At 67.3% G+C, this 15,837-nt stretch carries 12 protein-coding genes; 9 read left to right on the top strand and 3 right to left on the bottom strand.

Going from position 1 to position 15,837, the window contains the following annotated elements; genetic code table 11:
- Positions 1 to 22 precede the first annotated feature (22 nt).
- Positions 23 to 895, bottom strand: coding sequence for an aldo/keto reductase family oxidoreductase (locus ACORQU_RS04985; RefSeq protein WP_491643745.1), 873 nt, complete (start codon positions 893 to 895; stop codon positions 23 to 25).
- Positions 896 to 1,017: 122 nt separating this feature from the next.
- Between ACORQU_RS04985 and ACORQU_RS04980 the strand changes: the two genes are divergently transcribed.
- Together ACORQU_RS04980 and ACORQU_RS04975 are read left to right on the top strand one after the other, a co-directional pair.
- Positions 1,018 to 1,917 carry a LysR family transcriptional regulator gene (locus ACORQU_RS04980; RefSeq protein WP_491644963.1) on the top strand — a complete coding sequence of 300 codons (900 nt, stop codon included), beginning with the start codon at positions 1,018 to 1,020 and terminating at the stop codon, positions 1,915 to 1,917.
- 101 nt (positions 1,918 to 2,018) lie between these two features.
- Entirely contained in the window at positions 2,019 to 4,253 is a 2,235-nt protein-coding gene (locus tag ACORQU_RS04975; RefSeq protein WP_491643744.1) for a penicillin acylase family protein, read from the top strand.
- A gap of 78 nt (positions 4,254 to 4,331) precedes the next feature.
- On the opposite strand, the gene ACORQU_RS04970 is transcribed toward ACORQU_RS04975, so the two are convergent.
- Positions 4,332 to 5,180 (bottom strand): hypothetical protein, encoded by an 849-nt coding sequence (locus ACORQU_RS04970; RefSeq protein WP_491643743.1) that lies wholly within the window; start codon positions 5,178 to 5,180, stop codon positions 4,332 to 4,334.
- Between the two features lie 569 nt (positions 5,181 to 5,749).
- Between ACORQU_RS04970 and ACORQU_RS04965 the strand changes: the two genes are divergently transcribed.
- The 3 genes from ACORQU_RS04965 (at position 5,750) to ACORQU_RS04955 (ending at position 8,367) form a co-directional block, all read left to right on the top strand.
- The gene (locus ACORQU_RS04965) at positions 5,750 to 6,067 is read left to right on the top strand and encodes a hypothetical protein (protein WP_491643742.1); all 318 of its coding nucleotides are present in this window, start codon (positions 5,750 to 5,752) and stop codon (positions 6,065 to 6,067) included.
- Between the two features lie 87 nt (positions 6,068 to 6,154).
- Complete coding sequence (locus tag ACORQU_RS04960) at positions 6,155 to 6,970, top strand: hypothetical protein (protein ID WP_491643741.1); 816 nt, start codon at positions 6,155 to 6,157, stop codon at positions 6,968 to 6,970.
- A gap of 32 nt (positions 6,971 to 7,002) precedes the next feature.
- Positions 7,003 to 8,367: a peptidoglycan-binding protein gene (locus tag ACORQU_RS04955; RefSeq protein WP_491643740.1), complete on the top strand. Its 1,365-nt coding sequence runs from the start codon at positions 7,003 to 7,005 to the stop codon at positions 8,365 to 8,367.
- A 337-nt stretch (positions 8,368 to 8,704) separates the two neighbouring features.
- Here ACORQU_RS04955 and ggt read toward each other — a convergent pair whose 3' ends face one another.
- A complete protein-coding gene (gene ggt / locus ACORQU_RS04950) occupies positions 8,705 to 10,498 on the bottom strand; it encodes a gamma-glutamyltransferase (protein WP_491643739.1) in 1,794 nt (597 codons plus the stop codon).
- A gap of 219 nt (positions 10,499 to 10,717) precedes the next feature.
- Here ggt and ACORQU_RS04945 point away from each other — a divergent pair, with 219 nt between their 5' ends.
- The 4 genes from ACORQU_RS04945 (at position 10,718) to motA (ending at position 15,827) form a co-directional block, all read left to right on the top strand.
- Positions 10,718 to 12,667, top strand: coding sequence for a M61 family metallopeptidase (locus tag ACORQU_RS04945; RefSeq protein WP_491643738.1), 1,950 nt, complete (start codon positions 10,718 to 10,720; stop codon positions 12,665 to 12,667).
- Positions 12,668 to 12,753: 86 nt separating this feature from the next.
- The gene (locus ACORQU_RS04940) at positions 12,754 to 13,983 is read left to right on the top strand and encodes a glycoside hydrolase family 172 protein (RefSeq protein ID WP_491643737.1); all 1,230 of its coding nucleotides are present in this window, start codon (positions 12,754 to 12,756) and stop codon (positions 13,981 to 13,983) included.
- A gap of 158 nt (positions 13,984 to 14,141) precedes the next feature.
- Positions 14,142 to 14,864: a lysophospholipid acyltransferase family protein gene (locus ACORQU_RS04935; protein ID WP_491644961.1), complete on the top strand. Its 723-nt coding sequence runs from the start codon at positions 14,142 to 14,144 to the stop codon at positions 14,862 to 14,864.
- Positions 14,865 to 14,972: 108 nt separating this feature from the next.
- Positions 14,973 to 15,827 (top strand): flagellar motor stator protein MotA, encoded by an 855-nt coding sequence (gene motA / locus ACORQU_RS04930; RefSeq protein WP_491643736.1) that lies wholly within the window; start codon positions 14,973 to 14,975, stop codon positions 15,825 to 15,827.
- Positions 15,828 to 15,837: the final 10 nt, after the last annotated feature.

Below are 15,837 nucleotides of genomic sequence, written 5' to 3'. Positions count from 1 at the left end.
GCGATGCGCCCGATGCGCGTGCTCAGGCTTGACGACCGATGCCATCCAGCTCGGCGAGGACATCGTTGTCCAGGGTCAGTTCCGCAGCGGCCAGGTTCTGCTTCAGGTGCGCGACTGAGGAGGTGCCTGGGATCAGCAGCAGGTTGGGCGAGCGTGCCAGCAGCCAGGCCAGTGCAACCTGCATTGGCGTGGCGTCCAGGCGCCCGGCCACTTCGCGCAAGGTCTGCGACTGCAGCGGACTGAAGCCGCCCAGTGGAAAGAACGGCACGTAGGCGATGCCCTGGGCCGCCAGGGCGTCCACCAGTGCATCATCGTCACGGTGGACCAGGTTGTACATGTTCTGCACGCAGACCACCGGGGCAATGCCTTGGGCCTGGGCCACCTGGGCGGCGGTGGCGTTGCTCAGACCCAGATGGCGGATCTTGCCCTGCTGCTGCAGTTCGGCCAGAACCTCGAACTGGGGTGCGACCGAGCCTTCGGACGGCTTTTCCACGTCGCCCATCAGACGCAGGTTGACCACCTCCAGCACGTCCAGGCCCAGGTTGCGCAGGTTGTCGTGCACCGCCTGCTGCAGCTGCTCCGGACGCTGCGCCGGAAGCCACGCGCCTTCCTCGTCGCGGGCGGCGCCGACCTTGGTCACGATCACCAGGTCCTCGGCATACGGATGCAAGGCCTGGCGGATGAGTTGGTTGGTGATGTGCGGGCCATAGAAGTCGCTGGTGTCGATGTGGTTGACGCCAGCGGCGAGCGCCTGGCGCAGCACGGCCAGCGCCGCGTCGCGATCCTTGGGCGGCCCGAACACGCCCGGACCGGCCAACTGCATGGCGCCGTAACCCATGCGGCTGACCGGGCGGTCGCCCAGCAGGAAGGTGCCGGCGGAAGTTGAAGGATCCATAGCGTGCTCCAGCGATGTGAGGGATGAGCCGCCAAGATAGGCGCGCCTGAGCCGCTCGATAATCCGGCACAATCCGCACGGGCCGTACGGATCAGCGAACAATGACCGGTGACACGCAGGACCTGCACGCCTTCCTGGCTGTGGTCCAGGCCGGCGGCTTCCGCCAGGCCGCGCGCGCGGGCCAGGGCGCGGCGTCCAAACTCAGCGATGCGGTCAAGCGGCTGGAAGCCCAGCTGGGCGTACGCCTGCTCCACCGCACCACCCGCAGCGTCTCGCCAACCGAGGCCGGTGCACGCCTGGCCGAACGGTTGGCGCCGGCCCTGGCCGAAGTGCGCGCCAGCCTGGATGTGGTCAATCTGTTCCGCGACCGCCCGGCCGGCACCCTGCGGCTCAATGTGCCGGCCAACGTGGCGCGGACCGTGCTGCCGGCCATCGTCACCCCCTTCCTCAAGCGCTACCCGGACATCCGCCTGGAAGTGATGGTCGAGGACAGCTTCGTCGACCTGTTGGCCGCCGGCTGCGATGCCGGCATCCGTTACGACGAACGCCTGGCCCAGGACATGATCGCCTTGCCGATCGGCCCAGCCACCCAGCGCATGGTCACTGCCGCCTCGCCGGCCTATCTGGCGGCGCACGGCCGGCCGCAGCATCCGAGCGACCTGCTGGACCATGCCTGCCTGCGCGTGCAGTTCTCCGGCGGTACGGTGCCGGTGTGGGAGTTCGAACGCGATGGCGAGATCGTGCGGGTGGACCCCCAGGGGCCGCTGCAGGTGCGCCCCGGTGCCGCGCTCGACCTGGCCGTGCAGGCGGCGGTCGATGGCCTGGCTGTGATCCATCTCTTCGACGACTGGCTGCGCCCGCACCTGGACAGCGGCGCCCTGGAAGCCATCCTGGAGCCCTGGTCGGAGCGCTTCAGCGGCCCCTACCTCTATTACCCCGGCCGTCGGCATCTGCCATCGCCGTTGCGGGCCTTGATCGATTTCGTGCGCGAACCGGCACAGCAGGCGCGCCCGGTGGGCTGACCGCGGACATGGTCTTGGCCGATGGCCATGCTTGGGCAACACTCGGGGGCACGACGATGGGCCGGACTGCCATCGGAAGATCAATCGCCATGGGGAACCACATGCCAGCTATCCAGTCCGCCGGGGCGCACGCGCCGGTTCGCCGTTTGATCGGCCGCCTCGCCGTCTTCGCTGTCCTCGCCGCACTGCTGTGGTCCGCAGGCGTGCACGCCCAGCCCGCGCACGGGGAGCAGGCGCGCTGGCAGCGGCGGGCCCAGGCCGTCACCATCACCCGCGACGACTGGGGCATCGCCCACGTGCGCGGCCGGACCGACGCCGATGCGGTGTTCGGCATGATCTACGCGCAGGCCGAGGACGACTTCAACCGGGTAGAGAACAACTATCTGCTCTCGCTGGGACGCATGGCCGAGGCCGAGGGCGAGTCGGCCATCTGGCTGGACCTGCGGCAGAAGCTGTTCATCGATCCGGACGTGCTCAAGCGCGATTACGCGGCCAGCCCGGGCTGGCTAAAGGCGCTGATGGATGCCTGGGCCGATGGCCTCAATGCATACCTGGCCGATCACCCGAAAGTGCATCCGCGCGTGATCACCCGGTTCGAGCCGTGGATGGCCTTGTCCTTCACCGAAGGCAGCATCGGCGGGGACATCGAGCGGGTGCAGCTGGACGGGCTGAAAGCGTTCTATGGCAAGGCCGGCGACGCGCCCCTGGCACAGGTGCAGATGCGCCCAAGCTGGATCGAGCCGACCGGCTCCAACGGCATTGCCATCGCGCCCAGCCGCACCATCGACGGGCATGCGCTGCTGCTGATCAATCCACATACCTCGTTCTTCTTTCGCTCCGAACTGCAGATGTCCAGCGACGCCGGGTTGGATGCCTACGGTGCGGTGACCTGGGGGCAGTTCTTCGTCTATCAGGGCTTCAACCGCCATGCCGGCTGGATGCACACCTCGACCGGCGCCGATGTGGTGGACGAGTTCGCCGAGACCATCGTGCGCCAGGACGGCAAGCTGTTCTATCGCTACGGAAAGGCGCTGCGGCCGGTGCGCACGCGTCAGATCACCGTGCCGTACAAGCGGGTTGATGGCACGCTGGAGCAGCGGACTTTCACCGCGTATTTCACCCACCACGGCCCGATCGTGCGCAGCCTGGGCGACCAGTGGATCGCCATGGCGCTGATGAACACGCCGGTGCCGGCGCTCCAACAGAGCTGGCTGCGGACCAAGGCCAACGATTACGCGAGCTACATGCAAGTCGCTCGGTTCCAGGCCAACTCGTCCAACAACACGCTGTTCGCCGACGACAAGGGCGAGATCGCCTACCTGCATCCGCAGTTCGTCCCCAAGCGCGACGATCGCTTCGACTACACCAAGCCGGTCGATGGCGCGGACCCGGCCACCGACTGGCAGGGCCCGACCCCGCTGGACGACCTGCCGCAGGTGGTGAACCCGCCCAACGGCTGGGCCTTCAACACCAACGATTGGCCGTACTCCGCCGCCGGGCCGTACAGCCCCAAACGCGCCGATTTTCCTCGTTACATGGACACCGTTGGCGAGAATCCGCGCGGCGTGAACGCCACGCGCCTGCTAACCGACATTTCCAACGTAACCCTGCCCTCGCTGATCACGTTGGCTTTCGATCCCTACCTGCCTGCGTTCGCCCGGCAGATCCCGGTGTTGGTGGCCGACTACGACGCGTTGGCCGCGGACGATCCGCTGCGGGCCCAACTGGCCGGACAGATTGAAATGCTGCGGCACTGGGACTATCGCTGGGGCGTGGCCTCCATGCCGACCTCGCTGGCGGTGTTCTGGGGCGACACGCTCTGGGACGAGGTGCGCAAGGACGACACCTTCGAAGGGATCTCCATCTACGACGCCATGGCCGACCAGGCCGGCCCGCAGCGGCGCCTGGCCGCGCTGGTGGAGGCTTCGGACCGGCTGGAGCAGGACTTCGGCAGCTGGGGCGTGCCGTGGGGCGAGATCAACCGCTTCCAGCGCAACGATGGGGCCATCGTGCAGACCTTCGACGACGCCAAGCCGAGCATCCCGGTGCCGTTCGTGTCCTCCCGCTGGGGCTCGCTGGCGTCCTTCGGTGCGCACCGCTGGCCGGGCACCAAGCGTTACTACGGCACCAGCGGCAACAGTTTCGTGGCGGTGGTGGAGTTCGGGCCGAAGGTGAGCGCACGCGCGATCACCGCCGGTGGCGAGAGCGGGCATCCGGATTCGCCGCACTTCAACGACGAAGCCGAGCGCTACACCACCGGCAACCTGCGCACCGTGTATTTCTGGCCCGAGCAGCTCAAGGGCCACACCGAGCGGGTGTACCACCCCGGCGAGTAGGCGGGCGATTGAGTGGTGAATGCAAAGGGGCGGGCCATGTGGCCCGCCCCTTTGCGCATGGCGCCGGCGAGACGCCGCTCAGAAACGGACTTCGACGCCGAAGGTCGCCGTGTCAGCGTAATTGACGTCGACCGAGCCACTGTCGCTGTAGGTGCTGTAGTCCTCCGAATAGAGGTAGCCGTTGTACATCACACTCAGGCTGACATGGCGTCCAAGGTCAACGCCCAGGCCCAGGCCGGCATAGGCCCCGTAGACGCGCTCACGTTCGATCTCATAAGCGCTGCGGTACCGGCGCGAGGAATAGTCGTAGTAATAGTAGTAGTCCGGCACGTCCGCGTTGCTCGTCCAGTAGCCGAGGCGCGCGATTGCATACAGTGGGCTGTTGCGGCCGAAGTTGAAGCGCGCCGTGGCCCCCAGGCTGTAGAACGTGTTGGCTGGTGCCGGGAAGCCGTTCTTCTCGTTCTTGTCGAGCTTGCCGGCGGCCACTTCAATGCCCACGGCCGTGACTGAACCGGCGCGCCAGCGGTAGCCGGCGCTCAGGCCATAAACATGCTGCGTAATGCCTTCGTAGACCTCGGCCTCGCCGAGCTGCGTGCCGATGAATGCGCCACCGTGGTTGCGGGGCGTCTCCCGCGTGCGCGCTGACGCAGACGTCGTCCGTACGATGGGGGCCGCTTGGGGCTCGGGTGCCGCCGAAGGCGGTACGACGGTGGCGCGATCAGCAGAAGCCGACGCAGTCGTGCCTGTCGGCGGTGCAGGATTTTCATCCGCGCCTGCGTCGCCTTGGCGTACCGCGGGCTGGTGCTGTGCCCGCTCGCGCGCCTGCTTGCGATAGGCGTCCCAGGCGGGCGAGATGGATTGTGCGCTGGCCTGCGCGGCGAAGCCGAACGCCAGGCAGGCGATCAGCATGGTGGTGGCGGTCTTCATGGGGTCCCCGTGTGGTGGTGCGATCGTCCGTTGATGTCCTGCAGTCCCTGCGCCGCACACAGAGTCGTACCCGGCGTCGGAAGATGCCGAGGCAATCTGAAGGGAGCGGACGCGCGGTCCCCTGAAATCCTGACACCCACGCCGCGCGACGCTGGTGTCCTCTCGCCCTGCAATCCCCCACAGGCCGGTCGCAGCCCCCTGACTGCGGAGCGAACATTGGCGCGGGGCCAACCCGCTGTCAAGCGCGCTTCCGGCCTGCTGGACCCTTCCGATCCGGCGAGGGGAACTTGCGGCGGAGTGTGATTCATGTCACTGGAAGGTGGCCGGTCACCGACACACGAGGTCCAGCAGGGCCGGGTTGTGCTTTAAAGTCGCATGCACCTCGGGATGTGATACGACAAGGAGTCGAGATGCCGCGTGGGCACTTGCAAACCTCGGACCGACGATGTCGTTTGCGGGCATGGTTCGTGGCGGCCTCTCTGGTCATCATGGCAATGACGGGGCAACCCGCATGGTCCGGCTCCGCGTCTCCCACTGATGCAGGCTCCACGCTTCGCCTCTCCGAAGGCATGGCGTATATCGACCTGCGTGAAGCCGTCCTTTCGCAGGGCTGGACGCCGCAGGTCGACGCGCAGTGCAAGGCCAACGTCGTCGGCGCCAACTTTCACGACGTCTGTGTCGATTCGCCCGCGCAGTGCCGCGTCTGCGACGAGTTGCCCGAACTCAGTGCCTGCAGCGGCGATGGCCATTGCCTGATGCGCTTTTCGCGTGGTGCTGGCGAGACGCTCACCGTCTCGACCTATGGAGAGGTCCGGACCTGGAGGGCGAAGCGGGACGCCGGGCTGTTTGTGAAGTGGTGGCGTCCGACGTCGCAATCCTTTCCGTGAGCTCAGTGCAGATGCAGACACGACATGCGAACGGTCTCATGACCGAGATTTTCTGATCCAAACTGCACCAACAGGAAACCAAACAGAATGAAGACACCAGGTAAGCGCGCCGGATATGGCTTGGGATTCTCGCTGCTCGGGCTGCTGGTCGCCTGCGGTCAGGCGCCCAGCAGCGAAGTGCCCGCAAAGCGCTCCACTCCCCCTGTTGAGACGACTGACGCGACGACGGCCGCTCCGCTGCCCGCTGTCGATTCAGACGTGGTGAAGGCCGCCGTCAAGGGGATGATGGATCTCGCATATGGAGAAGCTGCGTTCGACGCAGCCAAAGCCTGCTGGAAGACCTCGTTCGAGACTCCGAATGACACCTTGGACTACTGCATGAAGGCCGAGACGCCAAAGGTCGTTCGCGCCGGGAACGGCGTGCAGATCTATCTGCTGGCTTACAGCGACACGTCGGCGGATCTGTATTCCCAGGTCGATCCTGGCCTGATGGGCCTGATGGCTGCCTCTTTGAAGGGCAACCGCTGGACGACGTTGGCTTCAACTCCCAAGATCGACATGGGCCAGGCGGGCGATTGCGCATGCCGACAAGCCGAGCTTGTTGATGTCGGCCCTGAGCGCCATGGGTGGCTCTCGGAGGAAGGGGGCGTCTGGCAGGGCGTGCCGGTGAAGCAGTATTCCCTTGTGGTCCCGATTAAGGGGCAGTTCCAACAGGTGGCCTCCATCCCGCAGTCCACCGAGTCTGCACAAGGGCAATCCAATGTCGTCGAGCTGGATCAGAGCGGAGGCGTCGTTTCAGGGATGTACCCACTCCGCGTCAAGCAGATGCGAGATGGCAAGTTGGTGAAGACCCAGTCCATCGCTTTTGATCCCCAGGCCGGGCGCTATCCCTGGAAGCCCTAGTCAAATCCCCGATAACGAAAAGGAGTGAGCACATGGCAAGGATCGATGATCGATGGAATGAACATCGCCAGGAACTCGAAGGCGCGGCGCAGGCCGCCGGCGTCGATCCGGGCGTGATGGTCAAGATTGCTGGGTTCGAGTCGGGCTTCAATCCCAGTGCGCGCCCGATTGCAGTTAGCCATCCGGAAAACAACACCGTGCGTCAGTTCGACGGCACGATGGCCATTTCCTCTGCTTATGGGTACGGCCAGTTTCTCAATGCGACCTGGCAGGAGATGATCAACAAATATGGGGAGAAGTACGGCGTTGAAGGTGCCGCCGACCTCACCCGAGCGCAGGCCAATGCACCGGAGCTCCGCACCGATACCCGCCTGCAGGCCGCCATGCTGGCCGAGTTCACACGCGAGAACGTCGAGCGCGCCGCGCAGTACGGGGGTGCCGATGTGGCTGCCAATGTTTATGCCATGCACAATCTGGGCACCGGCGATGGTCCCCGCTTCTTGGAAGCACTCCGCGACCATCCTCAGGCGCGTGTCGATTCCGTGTTGAGCGCTCAGGTCATTTCTGGAAACCCCGCGCTGTATGGTGATGGCAGCCGGACGCTTTCGGACGCCTACGCTGCAATGGGCCAGAAAATGGACCAGTACGCGCGCTTTGCCGACCAAGTGACGCACGCCGAGCGAGGCAAACCCGTGCTCAGCCCCAGCACGGGCGGCGACGTTACCGCTGCCCCTTCCGCCAATATGCTGGTCAAGGGAGAGCGCGGCGAGGCGGTCAGGGATCTGCAGGGGCGGCTGGCGGCGCTGGGGTATACGGGCAGCGATGGCATGCCGCTCAAGGCCGATGGCGATTTCGGACCGAATACCGATCGGGCGGTCAGGGCGTTCCAACAGGACCACCACCTGCTGGTGGATGGCAAGGCCGGGACGCAGACCTTCAATGCCTTGATGGCCGCCGAAGCGTTGGCCGCAGAAAAGGCCGGGCCGACGCTGCCTACACAGGCGTCGACCATGGCCGACGGCGGCCACCCGGAGCACGCGCGCTACGCGAATGTCGTGCAGAAGCTGGAAGGCCTGGAGGCGCAACGTGCGCAGGCAGGCATGACGCCGCTGTTCGACGATCGCAAGGCGCTGGAGAACGCGGCCGGCCAGGTGGCCTTCGAGAGCAAGGTCGCCGGCATGCGGCAGGTCGATGCGGTGGTGGCTCGCCCGGACGGGGCCGGCGTCTTTGCGGTGCAGGGGGCGTTGGGCGATCCGGCCGCGCAGCGCGTGTATGTGGACCGTGCGCAGGCCGTCGGCCAGGACGTTGCGGCCAGCACCCAGCAACTGGAGGCGTTCAACCGCCAGTTCGCAGTCGAGCAGGCGCAGCCCAGCCAGGTCCAGGCACCGGCTCGCTGATCGCAGCGGGGGCACGGAGCAGAGCGCCGGCGGGAGACCGCCGGCGCTCTGCTGTCGAGGTTTGCCAGCCAGGCAACAAGGGCCACTCATCGCTTTGTGTGGAGCCACGACGTCGGTCCGGGCGGGCCGCGCCATGGACGCGCGCGCAGGCGTCGCTTGCGCGCGACCATCGCAGGCCGATCCCCTCGAAAGGCGACGCTGTACGCAGCGGATGCTCGCTGTGCGGCGTCGGGCGCATGCGGCTTCGCATGCCGTCGCCCCTGATGGCCAGCAATGCAGGCACAGAAAAGGCCGGCCCCGCAAAGGGCCGGCCTTTCTCACGACACGTTCCGCCGGCTCAGTACCCGGCGGCCAGACCCGCCGGGCGGCGGCGGTCGTTGGCACCTTCCAGCAGGCCGGTCTTGGGATTGCGCAGGATGGCTTCGTCCGCGCCCCAGGACTGCACGTCGCGGAAGCTGTGACCCATCCCTTCCAGTTGCTGCCTCACTTCGGGCGAAAGCAGGCCGGGCTCGACGGCGGTGACGTCGGGCAGCCACTGGTTGTGGAAACGCGGGGCATTGACCGACTGCTGCATGTTCATGCCGAAGTCGAGCACGTTGACGATGCTCTCCATGGTGGTGGAGATGATCGTCGAGCCGCCTGGGCTGCCGGTCACCATCGCCACCTGGCCGTCCTTGAGCAGGATGGTCGGGGTCATGGAACTCAAGGGGCGCTTGCCCGGCTCGATCTGGTTGGTCTTGCCCTGCACCAGGCCGAAGCTGTTGGGCACGCCGGGCTTGGAGGTGAAGTCATCCATCTCGTTGTTGAGGAAGAACCCGGTGTCCCCGGCGATCTGGCCGATGCCGAACAGGTAGTTGATGGTGTAGGTCACGCTCACCGCGTTGCCCTGGGCGTCCACCACCGAGTAGTGCGTGGTGTGGGTGCCTTCGTCCGGCCCCAGGCTGCCCTTGATCTCGCTGGAGGGCGTGGCCTTGTCCGGATCGATGGTGCTGCCCATCTGCGCCACGTGGGCCGGGTCGAGCATGCGCTCGATCGGATTGGTGACGAAGGCGGGGTCGCCCAGATAGGTGTTGCGGTCGGCGAAGGCGCGACGCTCGGCCTCGACGATGTGGTGCACGGCCTTGGCCGAGCCATAGCCCCAGCTGGACAGCGGGTAGGGCTGGACCATGCCCAGGATCTGGCACAGGGTCACGCCGCCGGAGCTGGGTGGCGGCGCAGAGACCACCTGGTAGCCGCGGTAGCCGCAATTGATCGGGGTACTCCACGGGGCGGTGTACTGGGCCAGGTCCTGCAGGGTCATGATGCCGCCGTTGGCCTGGCTGGCCGCGACCAGCGCCTTGGCGGTCTTGCCCGCGTAGAAGCCCTTGGTGCCGTGCTTCTCGATGCGCTCCAGGGTGTCGGCCAGCTGGGTCTGGACCAGTCGGTCACCCGGCGCGTAAGGCTGGCCGTCGGCCTTGAGGAAGATGCGCGCCACGTTGGGCGACTTGGCGAAGTCCTCCACGCGTGAGTGCATGATCTTGACGTCGCCTTCCTGCAGCACGTAGCCCTTGCGCGCCAGTTCGATGGCCGGCTGCATCAGTTGCTTGCGCGACAGGGTGCCGTAGGTGGTGCGGGCGGTTTCCAGGCCCATCACGGTGCCCGGGACACCCACGCCCAGGTAGCTGTCGGTACTGCGGCCCTTGACCACGTTGCCGTCGGCGTCCTGGAACATGGTCGGCGTGGCCGCCAGCGGGGCCTTTTCGCGGAAGTCCAGGAACAGGTTGCGCGCCGGCTTGCCGTTGGCCGCGGCCAGGTGCACCACCATGAAGCCTCCGCCACCGATGTTGCCGCAGCACGGGTGCACGACCGCCAGGGCGTAGCCGACCGCGACTGCCGCATCGACCGCATTGCCGCCTTCCTTGAGGACCTGCACGCCGATCTGGGTGGCCAGGTGCTGGGCCGAGACCACCATCGCGTGCTCGGCCGTGACCGGCATCGCCTTGGACAGGGCCTCCAGCGTGGTCGGCGGCGCAGTGGCATCAAGCGCGCGCGCGGAAATCTGCGGGGTGGGTTTGGCAGCATCCTGGGCCAGCGCACAGGAGGCGACCGAGGCCAGGGAAACGGCGAGAAGGGTCGGGAGGAAGCTACGCATGAAGGTCCGCATCGACTGGTCGGGTAGGGGGCTGCAACCCTAGCAGGTGGTCGCCCACGGCGCCCCCGGTGCGGTGCCGATGAGGCCGTGGTTGACGCGATTGCGCCAAGCCGGAGGGGCGGACGCCCGCCGGCGGCCCGCTCCCGTGCCCGAGGGGGGGCATCCGCCCATGGCCGGTCGGTGATAGGTTTGCGGTTTCGCCTGCCTGTCGGAGTTGTCATGTTCGGTTCCACGCTCGCCCGTTCCCCCTCCACCCAGCGTCGAGGGAGGGCGTGCCTTGCGGCGGCGGTCTTGCTGGCCCTGGGCAGCGGCGCCGCGTCGGCGCAGGCGAGGGGGCAGGCGGATGTGCCGGCGCCACGCGACGTGGCCTATCCGGGCACGGTGGCGCTGCACGTGGACGCCGGCGACACCCGCCAGGGCATCTTCCGCGTGCATGAGACCGTGCCGGCCAAGCCCGGCCCGATGACCCTGCTGTACCCGGCGTGGATCCCGGGCGACCACTCCCCGTCCGGCCCGGTGGCGATGATGGCCGGCCTGAAGATCACCGCGGACGGCAAGCCGGTGGCCTGGACACGCGACCCCTACGACGTCTATGCCTTCCACGTGGACGTGCCGGCCGGTGCCCAGGCGCTGGAGTTGGACTTCCAGTATCTGTCCCCGCGCGGCGGCGGGTTCGAGATGACCGATCGCATGCTGGACCTGGAATGGAACAAGGTGGCCCTGTATCCGGCCGGCTACTATAGCCGCGGCATCACCTTCGCCCCCAGCGTGACCCTGCCTGATGGCTGGCAGTTTGGCAGCGCCCTGGAGACGGCCTCCACCCAGGGCGCCACGACCCATTTCAAGCCGGTGACCTTCAACAATCTGGTCGACTCGCCCATCTACGCCGGGCAGTACTTCAAGCGGGTGGACCTGACGCCCAAGGGCGGCGCACCGGTACACCTGGACGTGGTCGCAGACGCGCCCAAGTACCTGGAGATGACGCCCGAACAGGTGCAGGCGCACCGCAACCTGGTGGTCCAGGCCACCACATTGTTCGGCTCGCACCACTACGATCACTACGACTTCCTGTTCTCCCTGTCCGACCAACTAGGCGGCAACGGGCTGGAGCACCACCAGTCCAGCGAGAACGGTCTGGGCACCGGCTACTTCACCGACTGGGACGAGGGTGCGCCGGACCGCGATCTGCTGGCGCATGAGTACACCCACTCCTGGAATGGCAAGTTCCGCCGTGGCGCGGACCTGTGGACGCCCAACTTCAACGTGCCGATGGGCGATTCGTTGCTGTGGGTGTACGAAGGACAGACCCAGTACTGGGGCTTCGTGCTGACTGCGCGCGCGGGCCTGTGGAGCGCGCAGCAGTTCCGCGATGCGCTGGCGATGGTGGCGGCCAACTACGACCGCAACCGCGTGGGCTTCCAGTGGAAGACCCTGGAGGACACCACCAACGATCCCACCGCCGCGCACCGTGCCGGGCTGCCGTACCGCAGCTGGCAGATGAGCGAGGAGTACTACAGCGCCGGGCAGATGATGTGGCTGGGCGTGGATGCCAAGCTGCGCGCGCTCAGCCATGACAGCAAGTCGCTGGACGACTTCGCCAAGGCCTTCTTCGGCGTGGACAACGGCAGCTACGTCACCAAGACCTACACCTTCGAGGACGTGGTCGCCGCGCTCGACGCAGTGGTGCCATACGACTGGGCCAGTTATCTGCACGCGCGCGTGGACGCGGTGAATCCTCCGCTGGACACCATCGAAGGCACCGGCTGGAAGCTGGTCTACACCGATACGCCCAGCACCTACCAGAAGCAGTACGACAGCCAGCCGCAGTCGCCGCGCCACCTGTACAACTTCACCTGGTCCATCGGCCTGACCATGGCGCCGGATGGCACGATCAACGACGTGCGCTGGGACGGGCCGGCGTTCAAGGCTGGTGTCAGCACCGGGGCCAAGCTGGTCGCCGTCGATGGGCAGGACTACAGCGTGGATGCGTTCAAGGACGCCATCGCCGCGGCCAAGGCGCGCAAGGCGCCGATCGAACTGCTGCTGCAGTACCAGGGCGCCACCCGCACCGTGGCCGTGGATTACCACGGTGGCCTGCAGTATCCGCACCTGGAGCGCGTGCCGGGCACCCCGGACTACCTGAGCCAGATCATCGCGGCGCGCAAATAAGTTTCTGCTGCGGCGTGCCGTGCTTCGCGCGCGACACGCTGCCACCCTTGCGTGTCCGGTGAGCTGCCTCGGGAGGGAAGACGCACATGACGCGATGCATCGCGCGCTGGCTGTTGCCGGCGCTGTTGGCCTGCGCCGGTCCCGCCGGCGCGCAGGACGCGCTCTACACCTGGCAGGACAGCACCCCCGGCTGGGCCAGTCCCGAGAACCCGCAAGCCGCCAAGGGCGCCGGTGGGGTCGAGAACCACGGCGCCAAGGGCCATCCCTATCAGAGCATTCCGGCCGGCGGCACCCAGGTCTTGGCCGACGTGGACGGCCCGGGCGTGATCGACCGCCTCTGGATGACGGTCAACGAGTGCTCACCGGCGATGCTGCGCGCGCTGCGGCTGCAGATTACCTGGGACGATGCGGCCACCCCGGCGGTCTCGGTGCCGCTGGGTGATCTGTTCGGGGCCGGCGCCGGGGCGCTGGTGCCGATGGAGACCGCGCTGGTCGCCAGTCCGGAAGGGCGTTCGTTCGTGTCCTGGATTCCCATGCCGTTCCAGCGCCACGCCCGGGTGGAACTGGTCAACGAATCAGGCCAGCGCCTGGACCAGGTGTTCTTCGACGTGGACTTCCGTCGCGTCCCTCAATTGCCGAGCGGGACGCTGTACTTCCACGCCTGGTGGCACCGCGAGCGGGCGACCACGCCGGGCCGGGCCTTCCAGATTCTGCCGCCGGTGCAGGGGCGCGGCCGCTGGCTGGGCGCGCTGGTCACCGTGTTCACCGATCCGCGTTATGGCCGCACCTGGTGGGGCGAGGGCGAGATGAAGCTCTACCTGGATGGCGACACCACGCAGCCCACGCTGGTGGGCACCGGGACCGAGGACTACATCGGCACCGGCTGGGGGCAGGGCGCCTACGTGCAGCGCTTCCAGGGCGCGCCGGTGGCGGACGAAGCCCATGGGCGCTGGACGTTCTACCGCTTCCACGTGCCCGACCCGGTGTTCTTCGCTCACGACCTGCGCGTGGAACTGCAGCAGATCGGCGGCGCGCCCAAGGCCGAGGTGCTGGCGATGCAAACGCGCGGCGCGCGCTTGCAGCCGGTCTCGATCGACAGCGGCGGCGGGCGCGCCGGCTTCGTGCCGCTGCTGGCGGGTGCCGCGCCGGTGCCCCTGGATCACCCCAGCCTGCCGCAGGAGGGATGGACCAACTTTTACCGCAGCGACGACGTCTCGGCCGTGGCGTTGTTCTATCTGGACACGGCCGAGAACGGGCTGCCGCCCATCGCTCCGGTGGCCGAGCGCACCGCCGGCCTGCGCCCACCGGCTCCCTGACCCCGGTGCCCGGACGGGTGTCGCCCCGCGCCCGGGCCCGTTAAGGTGTGGCCGCCATGCAGCCCGCTCCCGTCAACACGCCTGCCTTCGCCCGTGCCGCGGTGCTGCTGCGCGCGGGCCTGCGGGTGGCCACCATCGTGCTGGCCAGCCTCGTGTTGATGCCGCTGCAATGGCTGGTGATGCGGGTGACCCGGGGGCGCGGCGCGTTCGCCCTGCCGCGCCTATGGTTCGCCTGCCTGCGGCGTGCACTGGGCATCGACGTGGAACTGGTCGGGACGCCGCGTACGGGGGGAGGGACGTTGTTCGTGGGCAACCACGTCTCGCACTACGACATCGTGGTGCTGGGCAGCCTGTTGCGTGCGCGGTTCATCGCCAAGGACGACATGGAGCGCTGGCCCGGCATGCGCGCGGTCGGGGCGCTGGCGCAGACCCTGTTCATCAGCCGCCGCAGTCGCGATGCGGCGGCGGTGGCCGCGGCCGTGACCGCGCAACTGCGCCCGGACCACGACGTGGTCCTGTTCCCGGAGGGCACCACCTCCTCCGGCGAGCGCGTGGCGCCGTTCAAGTCCAGTCTGTTCGCCTTGTTCCTGGCCTCGCCCGCAGGGACGGCGCCGTGGACGCTGCAGCCTTTCACTCTGGAAATCCTGGGTGTGGACGGCCGTCCACTGGCGCAGGGCGGGCAGCGCGATGCCTACGCGTTCTACGGGTCGATGGCGGCCGGCGACCACGTGCGGCGCTTCCTGTGCCTGTCCGGTGCCGTGGTGCGGGTGACCTTCCACCCACCCCAACAGGTCGCGCCAGGCACTGATCGGAAGGCGCTGGCCGCGCAGCTGCATGCCGTGGTGGCTTCGGTTTTGCCCGGGTCAGCGGCGAGCACCTGAACGCAGTTCGCAGCGTGGCGCGGGGCAGCGTCAGGCCGGGCGCGGCTTAAGAATCCCGTCGCCAGGCCGACATTGAAGTACCCCCCTTCATGCATCACGGCGCGCGCCATGCTCATCATCGTCGGCTTCATCGTGGTCATTCTCAGTGTCGTCGGCGGCTATGTGCTGTCCCACGGACACCTGGGGGCCCTGTGGCAGCCCTATGAGCTGGTGATCATCGGTGGCGCGGCATTCGGCGCCTTCCTGGTCAGCACGCCGATGAAGACCGTCAAGGAGACCATCGGGGGCATCATCGGGGTGCTCAAGGGGCCCAAATACAAGGCCGAGGATTACAAGGCGACCCTGTCGCTGGTCTACGAACTGCTCAACAAGGCCCGCCGCGACGGCTTCATGTCGCTGGAGGACCACGTGGAGAATCCTTCCCAGAGCGCCGTGTTCGGCAACTATCCCAAGGTGCTGGCCGACCACCATCTGCTGGACTTCATGACCGACTGCCTGCGTCTGATGATCGGCAGCAACATCGAGCCGCACGAGCTGGAGCCGCTGCTGGAACTGGAGCTGGAAAAGCACCACCACGAGGCCCTGGCCCCGGCGCATGCGTTGTCCAAGGTGTCCGACGGCCTGCCGGGCTTCGGCATCGTGGCCGCGGTGCTGGGCATCGTAATCACCATGGGCTCGATCGGCGGCTCGATCGAGGAGATCGGCCACCACGTGGCCGCCGCGCTGGTCGGGACCTTCCTGGGCATCCTGATGGCCTATGGCTTCGTCGGCCCGATGGCCGCGGCCATGGAAGCCCGCGCCGAACAGGACAGCCGCATCTACGAATCGGTCAAGACCGCGCTGCTCGCCTGCCTGCGCGGCTACAACCCCAAGATTGCCCTGGAGTTCGCCCGCAAGACGCTGCCGTCGGACGTGCGCCCGGGCTTCTCGGAGTTCGAGTCGCACCTGAAGACCATCAAGTAGGCGTGTCGTC

The organism is Pseudoxanthomonas sp. JC1303 (assembly GCF_058448525.1).
Note: the sequence above shows the minus strand (reverse complement) of the source record. Positions and strands in the feature narration are given on the sequence as shown.